The organism is Bacillus sp. Bwzl_19 (genome assembly GCF_054900515.1).
Window position 1 is genome coordinate 199183 of sequence record NZ_CM142729.1, and the last position, 15108, is coordinate 214290.

Genomic DNA, 15108 nt, shown 5'->3' on the forward strand with positions numbered 1-15108 from the left:
AAAATGTGTGGAATTGTTGGTTATATCGGTCATCTTGATGCGAAAGAGATTTTGTTAAAAGGATTAGAGAAGCTTGAGTACCGCGGTTATGACTCTGCCGGTATCGCTGTGGCGAATGAGCAGGGCGTGCATGTGTACAAAGAAAAAGGCCGCATCGCCGACCTTCGTGAAGTGGTGGATCAAACGGTTGAATCTCAAGCGGGAATCGGCCATACACGCTGGGCGACTCACGGCGAACCAAGCTTCCTGAACGCTCACCCGCATCAAAGCGCACTTGGCCGCTTTACACTTGTTCATAACGGTGTGATCGAGAACTATGTTCAGCTGAAGCGTGAATACCTTGAAAACGTTGAACTGAAAAGCGACACGGACACTGAAGTAGTCGTTCAAATGATTGAGCAATTTGTGGCAGGAGGACTCAGTACAGAAGAAGCGTTCCGCAAAACACTGACTCTGTTAAAAGGCTCTTACGCAATTGCATTATTTGACGGCGAAAACACAGACACCATTTACGTTGCAAAAAACAAAAGCCCTCTGTTAATCGGCCTTGGAGATACTTTTAACGTCGTGGCATCTGACGCGATGGCTATGCTTCAAGTAACGAATGAATACGTTGAGCTTTTGGACAAAGAAATGGTGATCGTGACAAAAGACGAAGCCGTGATTAAAAACCTTGACGGTGAAGTCATGACACGTGCGTCTTATATCGCTGAGCTTGACGCCAGTGATATTGAAAAAGGCACATACCCTCACTACATGTTAAAAGAAACGGATGAGCAGCCGCTTGTTATGCGCAAAATCATCCAAACGTATCAGGACGAAAACGGCAGACTGGCTGTGGCTGGCGATGTCGCTGACGCCGTGGCGGAAGCGGACCGCATTTATATCGTGGCTTGCGGAACGAGCTACCATGCCGGTCTTGTCGGGAAACAATATATTGAAATGTGGGCAAACGTCCCGGTTGAAGTGCATGTAGCGAGTGAATTCTCTTACAACATGCCGCTTCTGTCTAAGAAACCGCTCTTTATTTTCCTTTCTCAAAGCGGAGAAACAGCGGACAGCCGCGCCGTGCTTGTTCAAGTCAAAGCGCTGGGTCACAAAGCGCTGACAATTACAAACGTTCCGGGTTCCACGCTGTCCCGTGAAGCGGATTACACATTGCTTCTGCACGCAGGCCCTGAGATCGCCGTTGCATCAACAAAAGCGTATACGGCTCAGATTGCCGTGCTTGCGATTCTTGCGTCCGTTGCAGCCGAACGCAATGGCGTTGATATCGGTTTTGATTTAGTCAAAGAATTGGGTATCGCGGCAAACGCCATGGAAGCCCTTTGCGACCAGAAGGACGAAATGGAAATGATCGCGCGTGAGTATCTGACTGTTTCAAGAAATGCTTTCTTCATCGGCCGCGGCCTTGACTACTTCGTATGTGTCGAAGGCGCCCTGAAGCTGAAAGAGATTTCTTACATCCAGGCGGAAGGCTTCGCCGGCGGTGAGCTGAAGCACGGAACAATCGCTCTGATTGAAGAAGGAACACCAGTCTTTGCGCTGGCGACACAAGAACACGTCAACCTGAGCATCCGCGGAAACGTGAAGGAAGTCGCAGCCCGCGGCGCCAACACTTGCATCATCTCGCTAAAAGGTTTAGAAGACGCAGACGACAGATTCGTCCTGCCGGAAGTCAACCCTGCGCTTGCTCCGCTGGTATCTGTTGTACCGTTGCAGCTGATTGCTTACTACGCTGCACTGCACCGCGGCTGTGACGTTGATAAACCGCGCAACCTTGCGAAGAGTGTGACTGTGGAGTAATATATTTAACCCCTTTGGTTATTATATTTGTAGTTTTATAAAAAAGATTGATCATTTATAATAAAGTTTGATTGAAAATAACCTCTTCGGTATGATATCCGTAAGAGGTTATTTTTTATTATTCAGATAAAAGGCGGAGTGAAAATGTTACCCAAATATAATCCCAATAATCCGAGTCTATTAGAATCGATAGTTTGTTTTACTGATATTTTAGGTTTTCAAGTTTAATTATAAACACACCTAACCTACAGTCTGGAAATCACTTACTTAAAGATCTTCATAAAATTCTTACAAAACAATATGCGTTAATGAGAGAGATGAACCCATATGGTCATTTTAAAACATTTACTGACAATGTCATACTAGCATATCCAAGATTTGAAGATGGTGAAGGGCAATCAGGTAATTTGTTTATGTCATTTATTGATTACCAATTAGAGATGACATTAAATGGGTATTTCTTACGTGGCGGTATTGATTTAGGAGATTACTATGGTGATGATGATTTTGCTTATGGACCAGCGTTAATTGAAGCACATGATTTAGAAAGTAGTAAGGCAATTTATCCTAGAATTATTTTAAGTGATGAAATGATTAAAATGGTATCGCAACACCTGGGCTATTATGGTTCTGCATCATATGCTCCACAGAATTCACATTTATTAATAGATGAAGATGATAAAGTTTTTGTTAATTATTTGTATGGACTACATGAAATATATAACACGACTGAAGATATCATGGAATATATTCAAAAAATTCAAAGTCACAAAGATATTATTTTAACTAAATTGAACCACTTCAAAAGCGATAAAAAACTTTATTCTAAATACGAGTGGGTAGCTCAATATCATAATTATTACTGTGATGAGTATTTTGAAAAGAATGCAATTCAACAATTCAATTTGAAAATACCTAGTATACAGACACGTAATTTTTCTAGAATAGCTATAAGTGATTTAATACTTATTTAAATTTAGGAAGAAGCTAAAGATAGAATGTCCAAGCGAAAACGTTCGCCCTCTATTGGTAAGAAATATAAAGAAGGTTTCGGATAAGGTTAGGGGCTAATTATAAGCCGTGGGTGACAATTCAAGATGTACCTTCATTGGGTCACGTTACACGTACTTCTATTTGTTAGAATATTACGATTTGGTAATTGATATACGTGAACAATATCCACTGCTATCTGTTGAAGAAACAATCGTTATTGCAGATGAGAGTTTGAAGGAGTTTTCTGGTTTGTTTATTTGAGTGATGGTGTTACTGAAAGGAAGTATGTGATTGCTGAGTTCAAGCTATTTCCAAATAAGAAGTCAGCATGATTGAAGTAGAACGTGAAGACAGAGCATTTTTCAACTTTAATATGTTTCATTAATAACCAGCAGAATAAAAGCTATTGTTATCCTCAAATTTTAAGTGGATTAATTGATAGTCATAGAACTAAAGTAATAATCAGAAAAATTTACTAAGAGGTAATGTTATGTATAAAGATATAGCAATTAATTGGGATGTGTTTCAATATAAATTTACTGAGAAGACTAGAGATGTATTTGAATATTTAGCTTATATACTTTTTTGTCATGAGTTTAAAATCGAAACAGGAATATTTAGATACTTTAATCAGCCATATGTGGAAACTTTACCTGTAACAACTGAAGAAGGATGTATTGGATTTCAGGCGAAATATTACGATGCAGGCACTAGTATTGCTGATAAAAAAACAGAATTAAAAAATGCTATTAAGGGCGCAAAAACTAAATACCCTGAAATTGATAGATTTATAATTTATACGAATAAAGAATTGAGTGCAAGTAGTAAGAAAGATACTGTAAAGCCTGAATATCAAACAGAAATTGAAGAATATGGACTTGAGAGAGATATTCTTGTGGAATGGAGAGTCAAAAGTAATTTCGAGATAATGTTAATGAGACCCGAATTGGAACTTATTAGAGATTATTTTTTTAATCCAGATTCAGGAATTAAAGGGTACTTAGCTCAAGTTAAACTTCATAGTCAAAGTAAATTAGAGAATATAAAGTCAACTATAAGATATAGAGACCAAATCATTAAAATAAATAAAAATAATGATTTTGATATCCACTCTTTTTATGAGTCAGAAATTCCATGTTTAATTATTTATGGTGAGGGGGGGATCAGGTAAGTCGGGCTTTGCAAAAGATTTATTAGAAAATGAAAATAGAGCTAATATCGCTTTTAAAGCGACAGATTTTGATGTTACTACTTTTGCAGAGTTCTCAAGGAGATTTGGAGAGTATACTTTTGAAGATTATTTAAAGCTTTTCCAAGACGATGAAAATAAGGTTTGTTTGATTGATTCCACGGAAAAAGTATTAGTGATGAATAACCGAGATATATTTAATGAGTTTGTGAACTTATCGATTAAGTATGGATGGAAAATTATTTTTACAGTAAGGACAGTACACAAGGATAATTTTATTAATACTTTTTTAAATGGGGTAAGATATCAAGAATTAAAGATAGAGACTTTGTCAAAACAAGAATTACAATATTTATTAAAGGATTCAGATTTTCCTCTTCCGAAAGAAGAATCCTATATTAATCTAATTTGTAATTTGTTTCATCTGAATTTATATATTGAGATAGCTTGTGAAAGCGATAGCGATATTTTAACAATTGAACAATTTATAGAAAGTATATGGACGTATAAAATTAAAAATACTAATCATTATAGAGAGTTAGATATTCGTAGAGAAAAGACTATTTGTAATATTGTCCTATCTTGTGCGAATAAGGGTGTATATTACTATGAATATCAACTATATGATGATTCAGAAGCAATTGCGGCACTCAGGGAAGATGAAATAATATTCTATGATGAAGTTATGAGAGGATATTCCTTGAGTCATGATATCTACGAAGAAATTGTATTAAAACATATATTTGAAAATTTATATATTAAGAAAGAAGACTGTAAAAGCTTTTTTGAAGAGATTGGTGACAGTTTAGTTGTGAGAAAAAATCTTCGTTTATGGCTTAAAGATAAGTTGGTACAAAAAACTGAAGGTATTAAAGATTTTATTATAGAAGTATTTTATACAAGTAAAATTTCTTCAATTTGGCAAGATGAGATTTTGATAACTTTAATGAGCATTGAAGATAATCAAATTTCAATAAACTTTATAAAATCCATGTTAACTAGAGATGAATACAAATTATTATTCAGGGCAATATTCTTATTAAATACTACGTGTAGAATTATAAATAATGACTTTTGGAATAAAATTTTAACTTCTGAAGAACAAAAATCTGCAAATCTTTATAGATCCACAAAGCCAACACTGGAGCAGGATGGGGTTATATTTTTAATTTCATCTATGAAAATCTAACAGCAATAGAATGGAAACCTCAAAATATAATGTTAGTTATTGAATGTTTATATAGTTGGACTTCACATAATGTAAAAGGCATTGAAACCAAACATGCAGGTTTAATTGCATTATATTTATACAATAAAGTAAAAGCTGATAAATCATTAATCTATAAGTTAAATGATAAAAAAATCGAGAAAATAAATAATGTAATATTATCAAGTGCCTGGGAAATTGACAGTGAGTTATCTATCATTGTAGAAGAGGTAACAACAGATACAGATTTTAATCATCTGCATAAATATTATGATTTGTGTGTGCAGGGATTAACTAATGTATACAATTGTGGAAATTTAGTTGACTCGAATCCTAAATTAGTATTTGATTTAGCAAATAAATATTGGTTTTTTAAAGACAGTATGTTTTATAGTCCACGTGAAATTGAGTAGCGAGCGAACGTTTATGGCTGATGCACAGAGGTACATATCCAGCTCCTAATTTACTTGAAAGTATCCTGATGGCGTTAGAAAGATGGTTATTACTTGTTTTGGAAGAAATACCAGGTGTTATAGAAAAGATTTGTATAAAACTATTAAGTTCTCAATCGGCAGCTCTAACATCAGTAGTAGTAAGTTTAGTGGAGGCATACCCTCAAAAGTTATTTAACATCGCATGCATATTAATTTCTTCCAAAGAGGTTTTTATATTAGATAACATCCGAGCTGTTAAAGAATTTGGTTCAAATTTTTTGAAGGGTGTAGTTCCGGCTAACAAATTGTATGAAGACGAGAGAATAAGGACCAATAATCAAGCTTTTAGAAAGAAAAGGCTAGAAGATGTAATTCTTGAGTATCAATTAAATTTAGAAAAACTACCTATTGAAGTTTTAGAGAATAGAAATAAAATTTTATATAGTCAACTCGATAAAGTGTTTGAGAAAATAGAGCAATTTGAGGAAGAATATCAATTCGTATACTATAGAATGGATATCAGAAAATTAAAGCTTGATACTGATAATTTTTTCGAAAAGGATGGACACACATATGCCTCTTTGGTGACAGAACTACCTGCTTCTCTAGTTGAAATTCATAATAAAACGGAAGAGAAAAACAGAAAAATATTTAATAGAAATGATTTGTATATGTGGTCAATTGCACGTTTTGAGCATAAAAGGGATAGTGAAAAGTATATAGACTATGAAAATAATCCTTTAAAAGCCTTAGGGGAAGCTAGAGAAATTTGGGAGAGTGAAAATAATGAATATTTTTATCTTCAGAAGTATGCTCCGATATATGTTTTCGCTATATTAATAAGGGACTATAAAGAATTAATTTCAGAAGATGACTGTCACTACTGTAAAGATAGTATTTTAAATTTTATTGAATTGAACATTGAAAGTGGGAATGTTATTCAAACAGGAAGTGGTTTTGAAGCGGCAATTTATATTTTGCCACTAATAATTTCTAATGAAGATATGAGTGACATATCTCTAAAGAAATCTATTGAATTACTTTTAATATTAATACTAGATTCTAATAAACTAGTAATTCAAACTTTTTCAACCAAAATGTGGGAAACAAATTTTAAAATAGCATCAGGTATTTTCTGTGGTTATGTTGAATTAAAACCTCTATATGATTCAGAGGTTAGAATATATAATGGAATTTCATCGATTGAATTTATCAATAAAAATCAACATGTAATAAATAATATTATAAAAAATGTCTATGCTATTCCTAATGATTTTTCACATTTAAGTTATAATTCGTTACTTAATTTAAATATGCTTTTGGCACCAACTAATGAGATTACTGTAATGAAATCAATAGAAATCGGAAAAAATATTTGGGAAATCTTATTTGAAAAACGACATAAAAGAAGAGAAGATGTTGTAGCAAATATAGAAACCGAAATGGAGTATATTAAATGGTTGGCAAAATATTTGATGTGTATATCATTAGAGGAACAAAAGAAATTAATAAGAGCTTTTGAACCATTTATAAATAGTTGTGAAAGCTTTGAATGGCTTTTAAGAGATATTATTCTTAAACAAGATGAAATGGATAAGTATGATGAGTTTTGGAATATATGGAATAATATTCAACCTATTATAATATCTTTATGTAAAAAAACAGAAGAAAGGGATAGAACCGTTTCTTCAAGAGAATATCATGATGATATTCATCAAATAGTTATAACTTATTTATTTGCATTCCACTGGTGGAACGATAAGATAAAATCTTGGCATTCATTAAAGAAGGATGACCATTTATTTTTTAGATATATAAGTTATGAATTAGGTTATAAGCCAGGTGTTTTGTATGCGATTGGAAGAGTTTTAAATACTGTTGGATATAATAATTATCTTTCACAAGGGATTGATTGGTTATATGAAATAATTAACAATAATCCGCATCTTGAACAAAAAAAGTTAGAAGTGAATACGGAATATTATATAGAAGAGTATATGCAACGATATATTTTAGAAAATAGATTGAGTTTCAAGAAAAAACCCGCATTACGTAATAAAGTGATAGTTGTTTTGAATTTTTTGGTCAATAGAGGTTCTACAGTTAGTTATATGCTAAGGGAATCTATTGTGTAGTAAAAATAGTTGAATGCTAACTTAAGATTATTATCTTTAAAAATAAATATAAAATAGTAGGAGTGTATTTAATGGTGAAATGTAAAGAATGTCAAGGCGCATGACAAATATGTCCTGACTTTACCGGTCAGCAGAACAAATATTGTTCAAAGTCACTATTTCTTTTATCTTTTGGTTGTTGTGATCGGGGCTGTAATATCTTATGGTATTTTCTTTGTATACAGCCTGAGTGCTGAGGAACCTGTTGACGGCATTTTGAATATTGTCTCTTTCGGAACGTTCATCGTTCTCTTTGCCGGTGCAATCGTTTATCCTCTTCTCTACATTATGGGCCCGGAAAAGTCTGATGCGATTGTGATTGGAGGTGCAATGGGAGGGCTTTTTACTACCTTTGGATTGCAAAGTGTCGTTGGTTATGTAACAGAAAAATTACCACTGTCATTTTTGCACATAAATCCTTCTTTATATGTCCCTATTATATATATCATTATCGGCGTTATATTATATATCATTTCTTTTTTCATTGCCGCAGCTATCTATCGTAAAAAAGAATTTACAACAGGATAAGGCATGGCACGGGCTCATAAATTTACTTAAATTCCAAGCAGAAAGCCGCCCGCACAATGGGCGGCTGTTCTTCTAATTAAAACTGCGTTGTCACATCGTACTCATAATCAATCTTCAATTTTACATTTTTCATAGTTGATTTTGCTGTTGCAAGGGTGTTGTATTTAAAATTCCAGATGCTTGAGACTGAGAGGTTATCATCCAGTGTAATACCGTAATTTCCTTGTGTGGAGCTGTTTGCGAGTGCGCGGTGCCACACTTTATTTTCTTCCGACATCATGTAGTGGCTTGTATTTCCTTGGCTTGGTGTTTGGGTTGCGGTGGTGTTGATTCTTTTCACTGTGGCGTCTCTTGGAATGCTTGTCTGTTTGGTTAAGTCGAGTCTAAGAACAGTTGAATCTGATCCATTCGGACTGAGGTTTGTATTTCCTTTATTTTCAGCTGTGCCGCTGAATGAGAAAGTCTCACTGCCGGATTTGATTCGGTCGTAAATGGAGAGTGTAAAGTACATATCGTCAGTGTAGGAGCCGCGGGACACTTTCACGTAGAACGTCTCGTTATTTTCTTTCGCATCTGTATTCGCATAGATAAAAGGCAGTGCCGTATCAGGATTTATCACTTCTGTGCCTTTACTGATCAGTACTTTATTTTTATTATAAATTTCAATGTCCATTCCCTTGTATTCACTTCTTGTTGAACTCCTGACATAAAGTCTTTCTCCCTTATTTGCCGTGAAAGTGAAATACGAATCTTTTTCCCCTTTTGGCAATATGGCAGTATCAATATTTTTATATTTCCAGTAGCCTGCTGGATTGGCAGTTTCAAATGAATGATTTCCTGTAATGGCGCTTATTTGTAACGAGTTCTTTTGAGACGCAGAGGCTGAAGGTGAAGATGCAAACAATGCGCCTGATAAAACGATGACACTGACAAATAGAATCAATATACACTTCTTCATGGAAAAATCCCCCTTTTTGACTACATCATACATAAAAACATTAGCTATGTAAACATTTGTTATTTAAGGTTAAAATATACTGGAAGACAGCCGATAAAAACACTAGAACATCATCTCAAGCGGAGGTTAAAAACATGCGCCTAAACGCTCGATATATAAAAAATCAAGTAATGGCTCAGCAAGTGCTTCAGCGGTATTCTTCCAAAACAAATGTGAAAGATGCGGCAAAAGGAACGGACAGCTTATTGATTCAGGCAGGCGGGAGCCGCGATCTGAGCCAGGTGAATTATTCAACGAGCGGTGTCACTGAGAAAGGGAGCAGCCTGTCCCGTTTATATCAATCCGCAAATCAGAAAACGATGACGGATAATGGGAATGAGACGGTGATTCAAGCCAATAATCCGTATGAGTCTGAGAGTGATATTGCGAGTAAGATTCTTAATGAGAAGTACAGCCGTATCAACGAAATCAATAAACGAAAGCCTGATCCTTTAGGTTATATTAAGGACAAATATCAGCGTGCCAATTCTCCTTATTTCAGGAGTGATTTATCGGAATCAGAGCGTCAGGCCGCTTATCATAATGAAACGGAATGGCTGTTTAAGGGGAAAGCCCAAAGCTATGATTTTCGTGATGCGGCGTTTCGGGGTGAAACGCTCAGCGGAGAGATTGAGGGAGAAAATGAAAAGGTGTTTCAGCGCGGGCAGGTCAATCAGCAGATTGAGATGCTTTTCCATCGGAATCATATTCAGATTCCGGAGGGCGCGAACCTTACATTTACGATATCACCGATTGATTATCTGTTAAAAGTGAGCGGAACGGACGATGAAGAGCTCACTAAGCAGATTGAAGCCGTCTTAAACTCTGGGGAAAACAGCAAAGAGCTGTTTGCGCACATCATTCGGAGCCGGAGTGATGATTCCTCGCAGTTTACGGCAGAAGCGTATGAGAAATATCAAGTTGTTCGGGAAATGTATGAGGTGACCGGCTATCATCTGAAAGACTTGCAGATCGTGAACGGAAAGTACGTCACAGAAGACGGCCGCGACCTTTTAGACGTCTATAAAGAAGCGCTGCAGCAAGATCCTTTGCTGAAACATACGGCCGCAGAAGCAGCCGCCCATTACGGACAGGGGCTCACGAAGCTGGCGAGAACGGGGTATGATGCCATTCCTGATTTGGTGCTGTCAATTGATTATAGAGACGGGTCTCTGCGTGACGTCGGCCAACGCAAGCAATACGGATCAGGGGGTACGGACTGGCTTTCTGAATGGAAACGGCAGCTGGGCGTGCGTATATAAAATTAAAAAGCTGACGAATGGATTTCGTCAGCTTTTCTTTATTCGTCTTCTTAAAATTCCTCATACTCCGCCGGGTCTTGGCCATTTATGCGTCCGTCCGGGCGGGTAAGCGAATCGATGATCTTCATGTCGTTTTCATCAAGGGAGAAATCAAAAACGGAGATGTTTTCAAGCTGGCGTTCGGGCGATGCTGATTTTGGAATCGGGATGGCGCCCAGCTGGATATGCCAGCGTAAAATGACTTGAGAAATGGTTTTGCCGTATTTGTCCGCAATCTGTCCGAGTTTTTGATCGTTCAATACTTCTCCGGCGCGGGATAACGGGCTCCATGATTCTGTCACGATGCCCTGTTCCTCATGCCATTGACGCTGCTGCTGCTGATTAAAAGCGGGATGTAATTCAATTTGGTTAATGCCTGGCTTTACGCCGGTTTCACGTTCGAGCCGTTCAATGTGTTCAGGCAGGAAATTGCAGACGCCGATGGAACGGATCAGGCCCCATTTTTTCGCATCAATCAGTGCCTGCCATGCTTCCGTGTAGCGGTCTTGTTTCGGATTCGGCCAGTGGACAAGATACAGGTCATAGTAATCCAGACCGGCGCGATATAAAGATTCTTGGATTGTCTGTACCGCTTTGTCATATTCATGGTAGCGCCCCGGAAGTTTGGACGTCACGTATAACTGTTCTCTCGGAACTGAGCTTCTGCGGATGGCTTCACCGACCATCCCTTCATTTTCATAGTTATAAGCAGTGTCAATCAGGCGGTAGCCGATATCAATGGCGCTGTTGACGGCATGAACGCCGTTGTTCCCGTTAAGAGCGTATGTACCGAAGCCGATCGCGGGAATGCTTGTCCCATCCAGCAGTTTCTTTTGCGGAATTGCTGCAGTCATCATTAAATCCCTCCTTGGTTTCTACTTTACCATTAATCTTACAAATGAAACATAATAATGGAAGAAAGTGAGATGACCTGCACATGAAAAAAGCTGACGGAAAACCGCCAGCTTTATATTTGAAACATCCATGCAACGACGGGGCCGAAGACCGACCCTAATACGGCGCAGAGCGTCATGGAAACAGAACTCATGGAGACTGTTAATTCTCCGTATTCCATCGCTTTTGAGGTGCCGAGCGCATGGGAAGCGCTCCCGAATGCGATTCCTTTTCCGAGTGAACTGCGGATGCGGATCCACTTGAGAAGCAGCGGGCCTAAGATGACGCCGGAAAACCCTGCGATCATGACGAACACGACTGTCATGGAAGGGACCCCGCCGATTCCTGATGCGATTTGAATGGCGACCGGAGTTGTGATTGATTTTGGAATGATTGACAAAATCAAACTCCGGCTGATGCCGAACAGTTCTGCAAATAACAGGCCGCTGACCATTCCGGAGAATAAACCGGCCAGCACGCCGCCGATAATCGGAAACATATACTTGATTAACATACGGCGCTGCTTATAAAGCGGGTATGCCAAAGCCACCACGGCCGGGCCGAGCAGTGAATTGATCCATTGTCCGCCGATCATATACTCTTTATACGAAATATGAAAAACAAGCAGCACAGCGATTATGAAAATCGTAGTCGTCAGAACGGGTATGAGAAAGGGATAAGGAAAGCGCACATATAATTTCACCATGGCCAGATAGGCGGCGGCCGTGAACAAAATTATAAGGATTGCGATACATGTTTGCTGCACTTCTTTTTCTCCTTTCTCTGATTGGCTTTATGCTCTAACAGCTGGCTGGCGTACCCTGCGGCGATCATTGTGACGAGAGTGCTCAGCACAACGATCAAAAACAGGGCCACTCCGCTTGCGGAAAACAGTGACGGATAATTGATGACCCCCGTCATGGCCGGAATGAATAACAACGGAAGAAAAGACAGCAAAAATCCCGCTCCGTCTTCAATCATTTTGACGGGAATGATCTTAACCGATAAACATATGATGAGCAGGATCAAACCGATAATGCTGCCGGGAATGGGCAGATGACAGAGCTGCTGAATGGCTCCCCCGATAAAGGAAAATGCGAATAAAATAATGATTTGCAATATGATGCGTATGACTTTCACGACGATGCTGTTCTTTGGAGAAGAGCAGCTTCCCCCTTTCTTGTTGCTTCGGTAAGTTTCTTTACTTTTGGTGCATATATTTGTACTATACAAATATATGTATGCAAAAAATTTCTATATGTTTTCTGAGTAAATGTGCATATGTTTGTATTATACAACTAATATTGCTGATGTCAATTGTAAGGAGTGAAGCCGTTTGTCAAAACAAGATCCGATTGAATTAATTGAATATGAGCTCACCACTTTTATTAGGAGGGCTGTTTATCTTGATAACTCCGACCGCAAAATCGGAAATCTGGAAAGGGCCTCGTATTTGTTATTACGGCAGCTGGATGAATTCGGACCGGCGCGTGTGAAGGAATTGGCCGAATCCTTTAAGCTTGATATTTCTACATTGTCGCGCCAGGCCGCGGCCTTGGAGGCGAAGGAGCTGATCCAGCGTTTATCCGATCCTTCTGACGGGCGGGTCAGTCTTTTTACGATTACGAAGCTTGGCAGGCAGAGGTTAAAAGCTGATAAAAAGATGCGACTTGATCGATATGAACGCATGCTTGATGATTGGTCCGGCGATGAAAAAGAAATGTTCGGCAGGCTTTTGCTGCGGCTGAATGAGGCATTTATCGATTAGTGAATGATTTTTCCCGGTTAAGCAGGATTATGGCGTATATGAAGGAGAATGGAAGAGGGAAGGCTTTACGCCATTCTGCTTTAGCAAAAATTTTATAGAATGGGGGGCGGAAAACATTTATCCCGGGAAATAGTGTTTCTCGGAGATTGCAGCTTTTATTATCTTAATATTCATAATTTATTAAAATGAAAACGCTTTAATTTGAGTATTCTGGTTTAGGGTGTAAGGTGTTTACCTGAAAAAAACAATTGTATTTTCCACGAAAATTTATTATGATGAGATAAGGAAATTAGAGATTATATAACAATAGGAAGATAGAATATTTCTAATATTGCGGGAAATGAAGATTGAGTTAGGTTCAAACAGGTGCACCTTCTGCTTCATTATTTCACATATATCTGAGCTGTTAAGAGGAGGAAGCGAAGTGGCAAACAAAGAATTAAAGAGAGGCTTAGGCGCGCGTCATATCCAGATGATTGCGCTGGGCGGCACGATCGGTGTCGGTTTATTCATGGGGTCATCCAGCACGATTGAATGGACCGGGCCGTCCGTTCTGCTTGCTTATGCGATCTCCGGTATCTTTATCTTTTTTATCATGCGTGCGATGGGCGAAATGCTCTATGTAGAGCCGAGTACAGGGTCGTTTGCGACATTCGGCCATAAGTATATACATCCGTTAGCCGGCTATATGACGGCGTGGAGCAACTGGTTTCAATGGGTGATCGTCGGGATGTCTGAAATTATCGCCGTCGGTTCGTATATGAAATATTGGTTTCCTGATCTGCCTGCATGGATTCCCGGCATTATCGCCATGGCCATTCTCGGTGCGGCGAATTTGATTTCGGTAAAATCTTTCGGTGAGTTTGAATTTTGGTTTGCCATGATCAAAATCGTAACCATTATTCTGATGATTGTTGCCGGAATCGGGATTATTTTCTTCGGTTTCGGTAACGGCGGCCATGCGATCGGATTATCTAATTTATGGTCGCACGGCGGTTTCTTTACAAATGGGTTTTCCGGATTTTTCTTTGCGTTATCACTGGTCATTGCGGCTTATCAAGGGGTCGAACTGATCGGGATTACGGCGGGGGAAGCGAAGGACCCTCAAAAAACGCTGCGAAGCGCGATTCAGAGCATTATCTGGCGGATTTTGATTTTCTACATCGGTGCGATTTTCGTTATCGTCACCGTGTATCCGTGGGATGAGCTTCACTCACTCGGCAGTCCGTTTGTTTCGACATTTGCGAAAGTCGGAATTACGGCAGCGGCCGGCTTGATTAACTTTGTTGTGATTACCGCTGCGATGTCCGGCTGTAACAGCGGGATTTTCAGCGCGGGACGCATGCTTTATACATTGGGCGTGAACGGTCAGGCGCCGAAATTTTTTAAGAAAGTTTCTTCGAGCGGTGTTCCGATATTCGGTACGCTTGCAGTATTAATCGGACTTGTGATCGGTGTCGTCCTGAACTATATCGCGCCTCCGAAAATTTTTGTCTATGTCTACAGCGCGAGTGTGCTTCCGGGAATGATTCCGTGGTTCGTCATTTTAATCAGCCATCTCGGTTTCAGAAGAGCAAAGGGCGCTGAGCTTGATAAGCACCCGTTTAAAATGCCTTTTGCGCCAGTGACAAACTATTTGGCGATCGCTTTCTTATTGATGGTGCTGGTCGGCATGTGGTTTAACAAAGATACGCGGATATCTTTGGTCGTCGGGGTGATTTTTCTGGCGATTGTGACGGTCAGCTATTATGCGTTCGGCATCGGCAAGCGCATGCCTGATGAAGAATCGAAAATAGAAGACGCTGTATAACTCAAAA

Annotated in this window: 13 protein-coding genes and 1 pseudogene; 10 read left to right on the plus strand and 4 right to left on the minus strand. The window is 38.7% G+C overall.

What is annotated here, in order from left to right; translation table 11 throughout:
• Window positions 1–3: 3 nt before the first annotated feature.
• From glmS to ACW5MY_RS01170, 7 genes and pseudogenes are all read left to right on the plus strand, one after another.
• The gene (gene glmS / locus ACW5MY_RS01140) at window positions 4–1806 is read left to right on the plus strand and encodes a glutamine--fructose-6-phosphate transaminase (isomerizing) (protein WP_013350854.1); all 1803 of its coding nucleotides are present in this window, start codon (window positions 4–6) and stop codon (window positions 1804–1806) included.
• Between the two features lie 317 nt (window positions 1807–2123).
• Window positions 2124–2780: a hypothetical protein gene (locus tag ACW5MY_RS01145; protein WP_232469713.1), complete on the plus strand. Its 657-nt coding sequence runs from the start codon at window positions 2124–2126 to the stop codon at window positions 2778–2780.
• A gap of 509 nt (window positions 2781–3289) precedes the next feature.
• Window positions 3290–3970, plus strand: a complete 681-nt coding sequence (locus ACW5MY_RS01150) for a hypothetical protein (protein WP_462061650.1) — start codon at window positions 3290–3292, stop codon at window positions 3968–3970.
• Entirely contained in the window at window positions 3948–5177 is a 1230-nt protein-coding gene (locus tag ACW5MY_RS01155) for a hypothetical protein (RefSeq protein WP_462061651.1), read from the plus strand. Before ACW5MY_RS01150 ends, ACW5MY_RS01155 begins: the two co-directional genes overlap by 23 nt.
• A 29-nt stretch (window positions 5178–5206) precedes the next feature.
• Window positions 5207–5608: a hypothetical protein gene (locus tag ACW5MY_RS01160; RefSeq protein WP_462061652.1), complete on the plus strand. Its 402-nt coding sequence runs from the start codon at window positions 5207–5209 to the stop codon at window positions 5606–5608.
• Between the two features lie 68 nt (window positions 5609–5676).
• Window positions 5677–7764, plus strand: a complete 2088-nt coding sequence (locus ACW5MY_RS01165) for a hypothetical protein (protein WP_462061653.1) — start codon at window positions 5677–5679, stop codon at window positions 7762–7764.
• A 99-nt stretch (window positions 7765–7863) separates the two neighbouring features.
• Window positions 7864–8331 (plus strand): annotated as a pseudogene (locus ACW5MY_RS01170) (ABC-2 transporter permease); the annotation flags it as partial.
• 76 nt (window positions 8332–8407) lie between these two features.
• Here the strand turns inward: ACW5MY_RS01170 and ACW5MY_RS01175 are convergent.
• On the minus strand, window positions 8408–9289 hold the full coding sequence (locus tag ACW5MY_RS01175) for a hypothetical protein (protein WP_013350858.1): 882 nt from the start codon (window positions 9287–9289) through the stop codon (window positions 8408–8410).
• 134 nt (window positions 9290–9423) lie between these two features.
• On the opposite strand from ACW5MY_RS01175, the gene ACW5MY_RS01180 reads away from it, so the two are divergent.
• Window positions 9424–10590: a DUF4885 family protein gene (locus tag ACW5MY_RS01180; protein WP_013350859.1), complete on the plus strand. Its 1167-nt coding sequence runs from the start codon at window positions 9424–9426 to the stop codon at window positions 10588–10590.
• A gap of 50 nt (window positions 10591–10640) precedes the next feature.
• Here ACW5MY_RS01180 and ACW5MY_RS01185 read toward each other — a convergent pair whose 3' ends face one another.
• The 3 genes from ACW5MY_RS01185 to ACW5MY_RS01195 form a co-directional block, all read right to left on the minus strand.
• Window positions 10641–11486, minus strand: a complete 846-nt coding sequence (locus ACW5MY_RS01185; RefSeq protein ID WP_013350860.1) for an aldo/keto reductase — start codon at window positions 11484–11486, stop codon at window positions 10641–10643.
• 110 nt (window positions 11487–11596) lie between these two features.
• Window positions 11597–12289: an LrgB family protein gene (locus ACW5MY_RS01190; protein WP_013350861.1), complete on the minus strand. Its 693-nt coding sequence runs from the start codon at window positions 12287–12289 to the stop codon at window positions 11597–11599.
• A complete protein-coding gene (locus tag ACW5MY_RS01195; RefSeq protein ID WP_014469649.1) occupies window positions 12259–12663 on the minus strand; it encodes a CidA/LrgA family holin-like protein in 405 nt (134 codons plus the stop codon). The genes ACW5MY_RS01190 and ACW5MY_RS01195 overlap by 31 nt, the downstream gene beginning before the upstream one ends.
• 196 nt (window positions 12664–12859) lie before the next feature.
• Here ACW5MY_RS01195 and ACW5MY_RS01200 point away from each other — a divergent pair, with 196 nt between their 5' ends.
• Both ACW5MY_RS01200 and ACW5MY_RS01205 read left to right on the plus strand, forming a co-directional pair.
• Window positions 12860–13291 (plus strand): MarR family winged helix-turn-helix transcriptional regulator, encoded by a 432-nt coding sequence (locus tag ACW5MY_RS01200; RefSeq protein WP_013350863.1) that lies wholly within the window; start codon window positions 12860–12862, stop codon window positions 13289–13291.
• 424 nt (window positions 13292–13715) lie between these two features.
• The gene (locus tag ACW5MY_RS01205; protein ID WP_041481586.1) at window positions 13716–15101 is read left to right on the plus strand and encodes an amino acid permease; all 1386 of its coding nucleotides are present in this window, start codon (window positions 13716–13718) and stop codon (window positions 15099–15101) included.
• Window positions 15102–15108: the final 7 nt, after the last annotated feature.

What these genes read in the sequence shown, in the direction of transcription:
- glmS (WP_013350854.1), top strand. Translation starts at nt 4, where the DNA reads ATGTGTGGAATTGTTGGTTATATCGGTCATCTTGATGCGAAAGAGATT.
- ACW5MY_RS01145 (WP_232469713.1), top strand. Translation starts at nt 2,124, where the DNA reads ATGAACCCATATGGTCATTTTAAAACATTTACTGACAATGTCATACTA.
- ACW5MY_RS01150 (WP_462061650.1), top strand. Translation starts at nt 3,290, where the DNA reads ATGTATAAAGATATAGCAATTAATTGGGATGTGTTTCAATATAAATTT.
- ACW5MY_RS01155 (WP_462061651.1), top strand. Translation starts at nt 3,948, where the DNA reads ATGGTGAGGGGGGGATCAGGTAAGTCGGGCTTTGCAAAAGATTTATTA.
- ACW5MY_RS01160 (WP_462061652.1), top strand. Translation starts at nt 5,207, where the DNA reads ATGTTAGTTATTGAATGTTTATATAGTTGGACTTCACATAATGTAAAA.
- ACW5MY_RS01165 (WP_462061653.1), top strand. Translation starts at nt 5,677, where the DNA reads ATGGCGTTAGAAAGATGGTTATTACTTGTTTTGGAAGAAATACCAGGT.
- ACW5MY_RS01175 (WP_013350858.1), bottom strand. Translation starts at nt 9,289, where the DNA reads ATGAAGAAGTGTATATTGATTCTATTTGTCAGTGTCATCGTTTTATCA.
- ACW5MY_RS01180 (WP_013350859.1), top strand. Translation starts at nt 9,424, where the DNA reads ATGCGCCTAAACGCTCGATATATAAAAAATCAAGTAATGGCTCAGCAA.
- ACW5MY_RS01185 (WP_013350860.1), bottom strand. Translation starts at nt 11,486, where the DNA reads ATGATGACTGCAGCAATTCCGCAAAAGAAACTGCTGGATGGGACAAGC.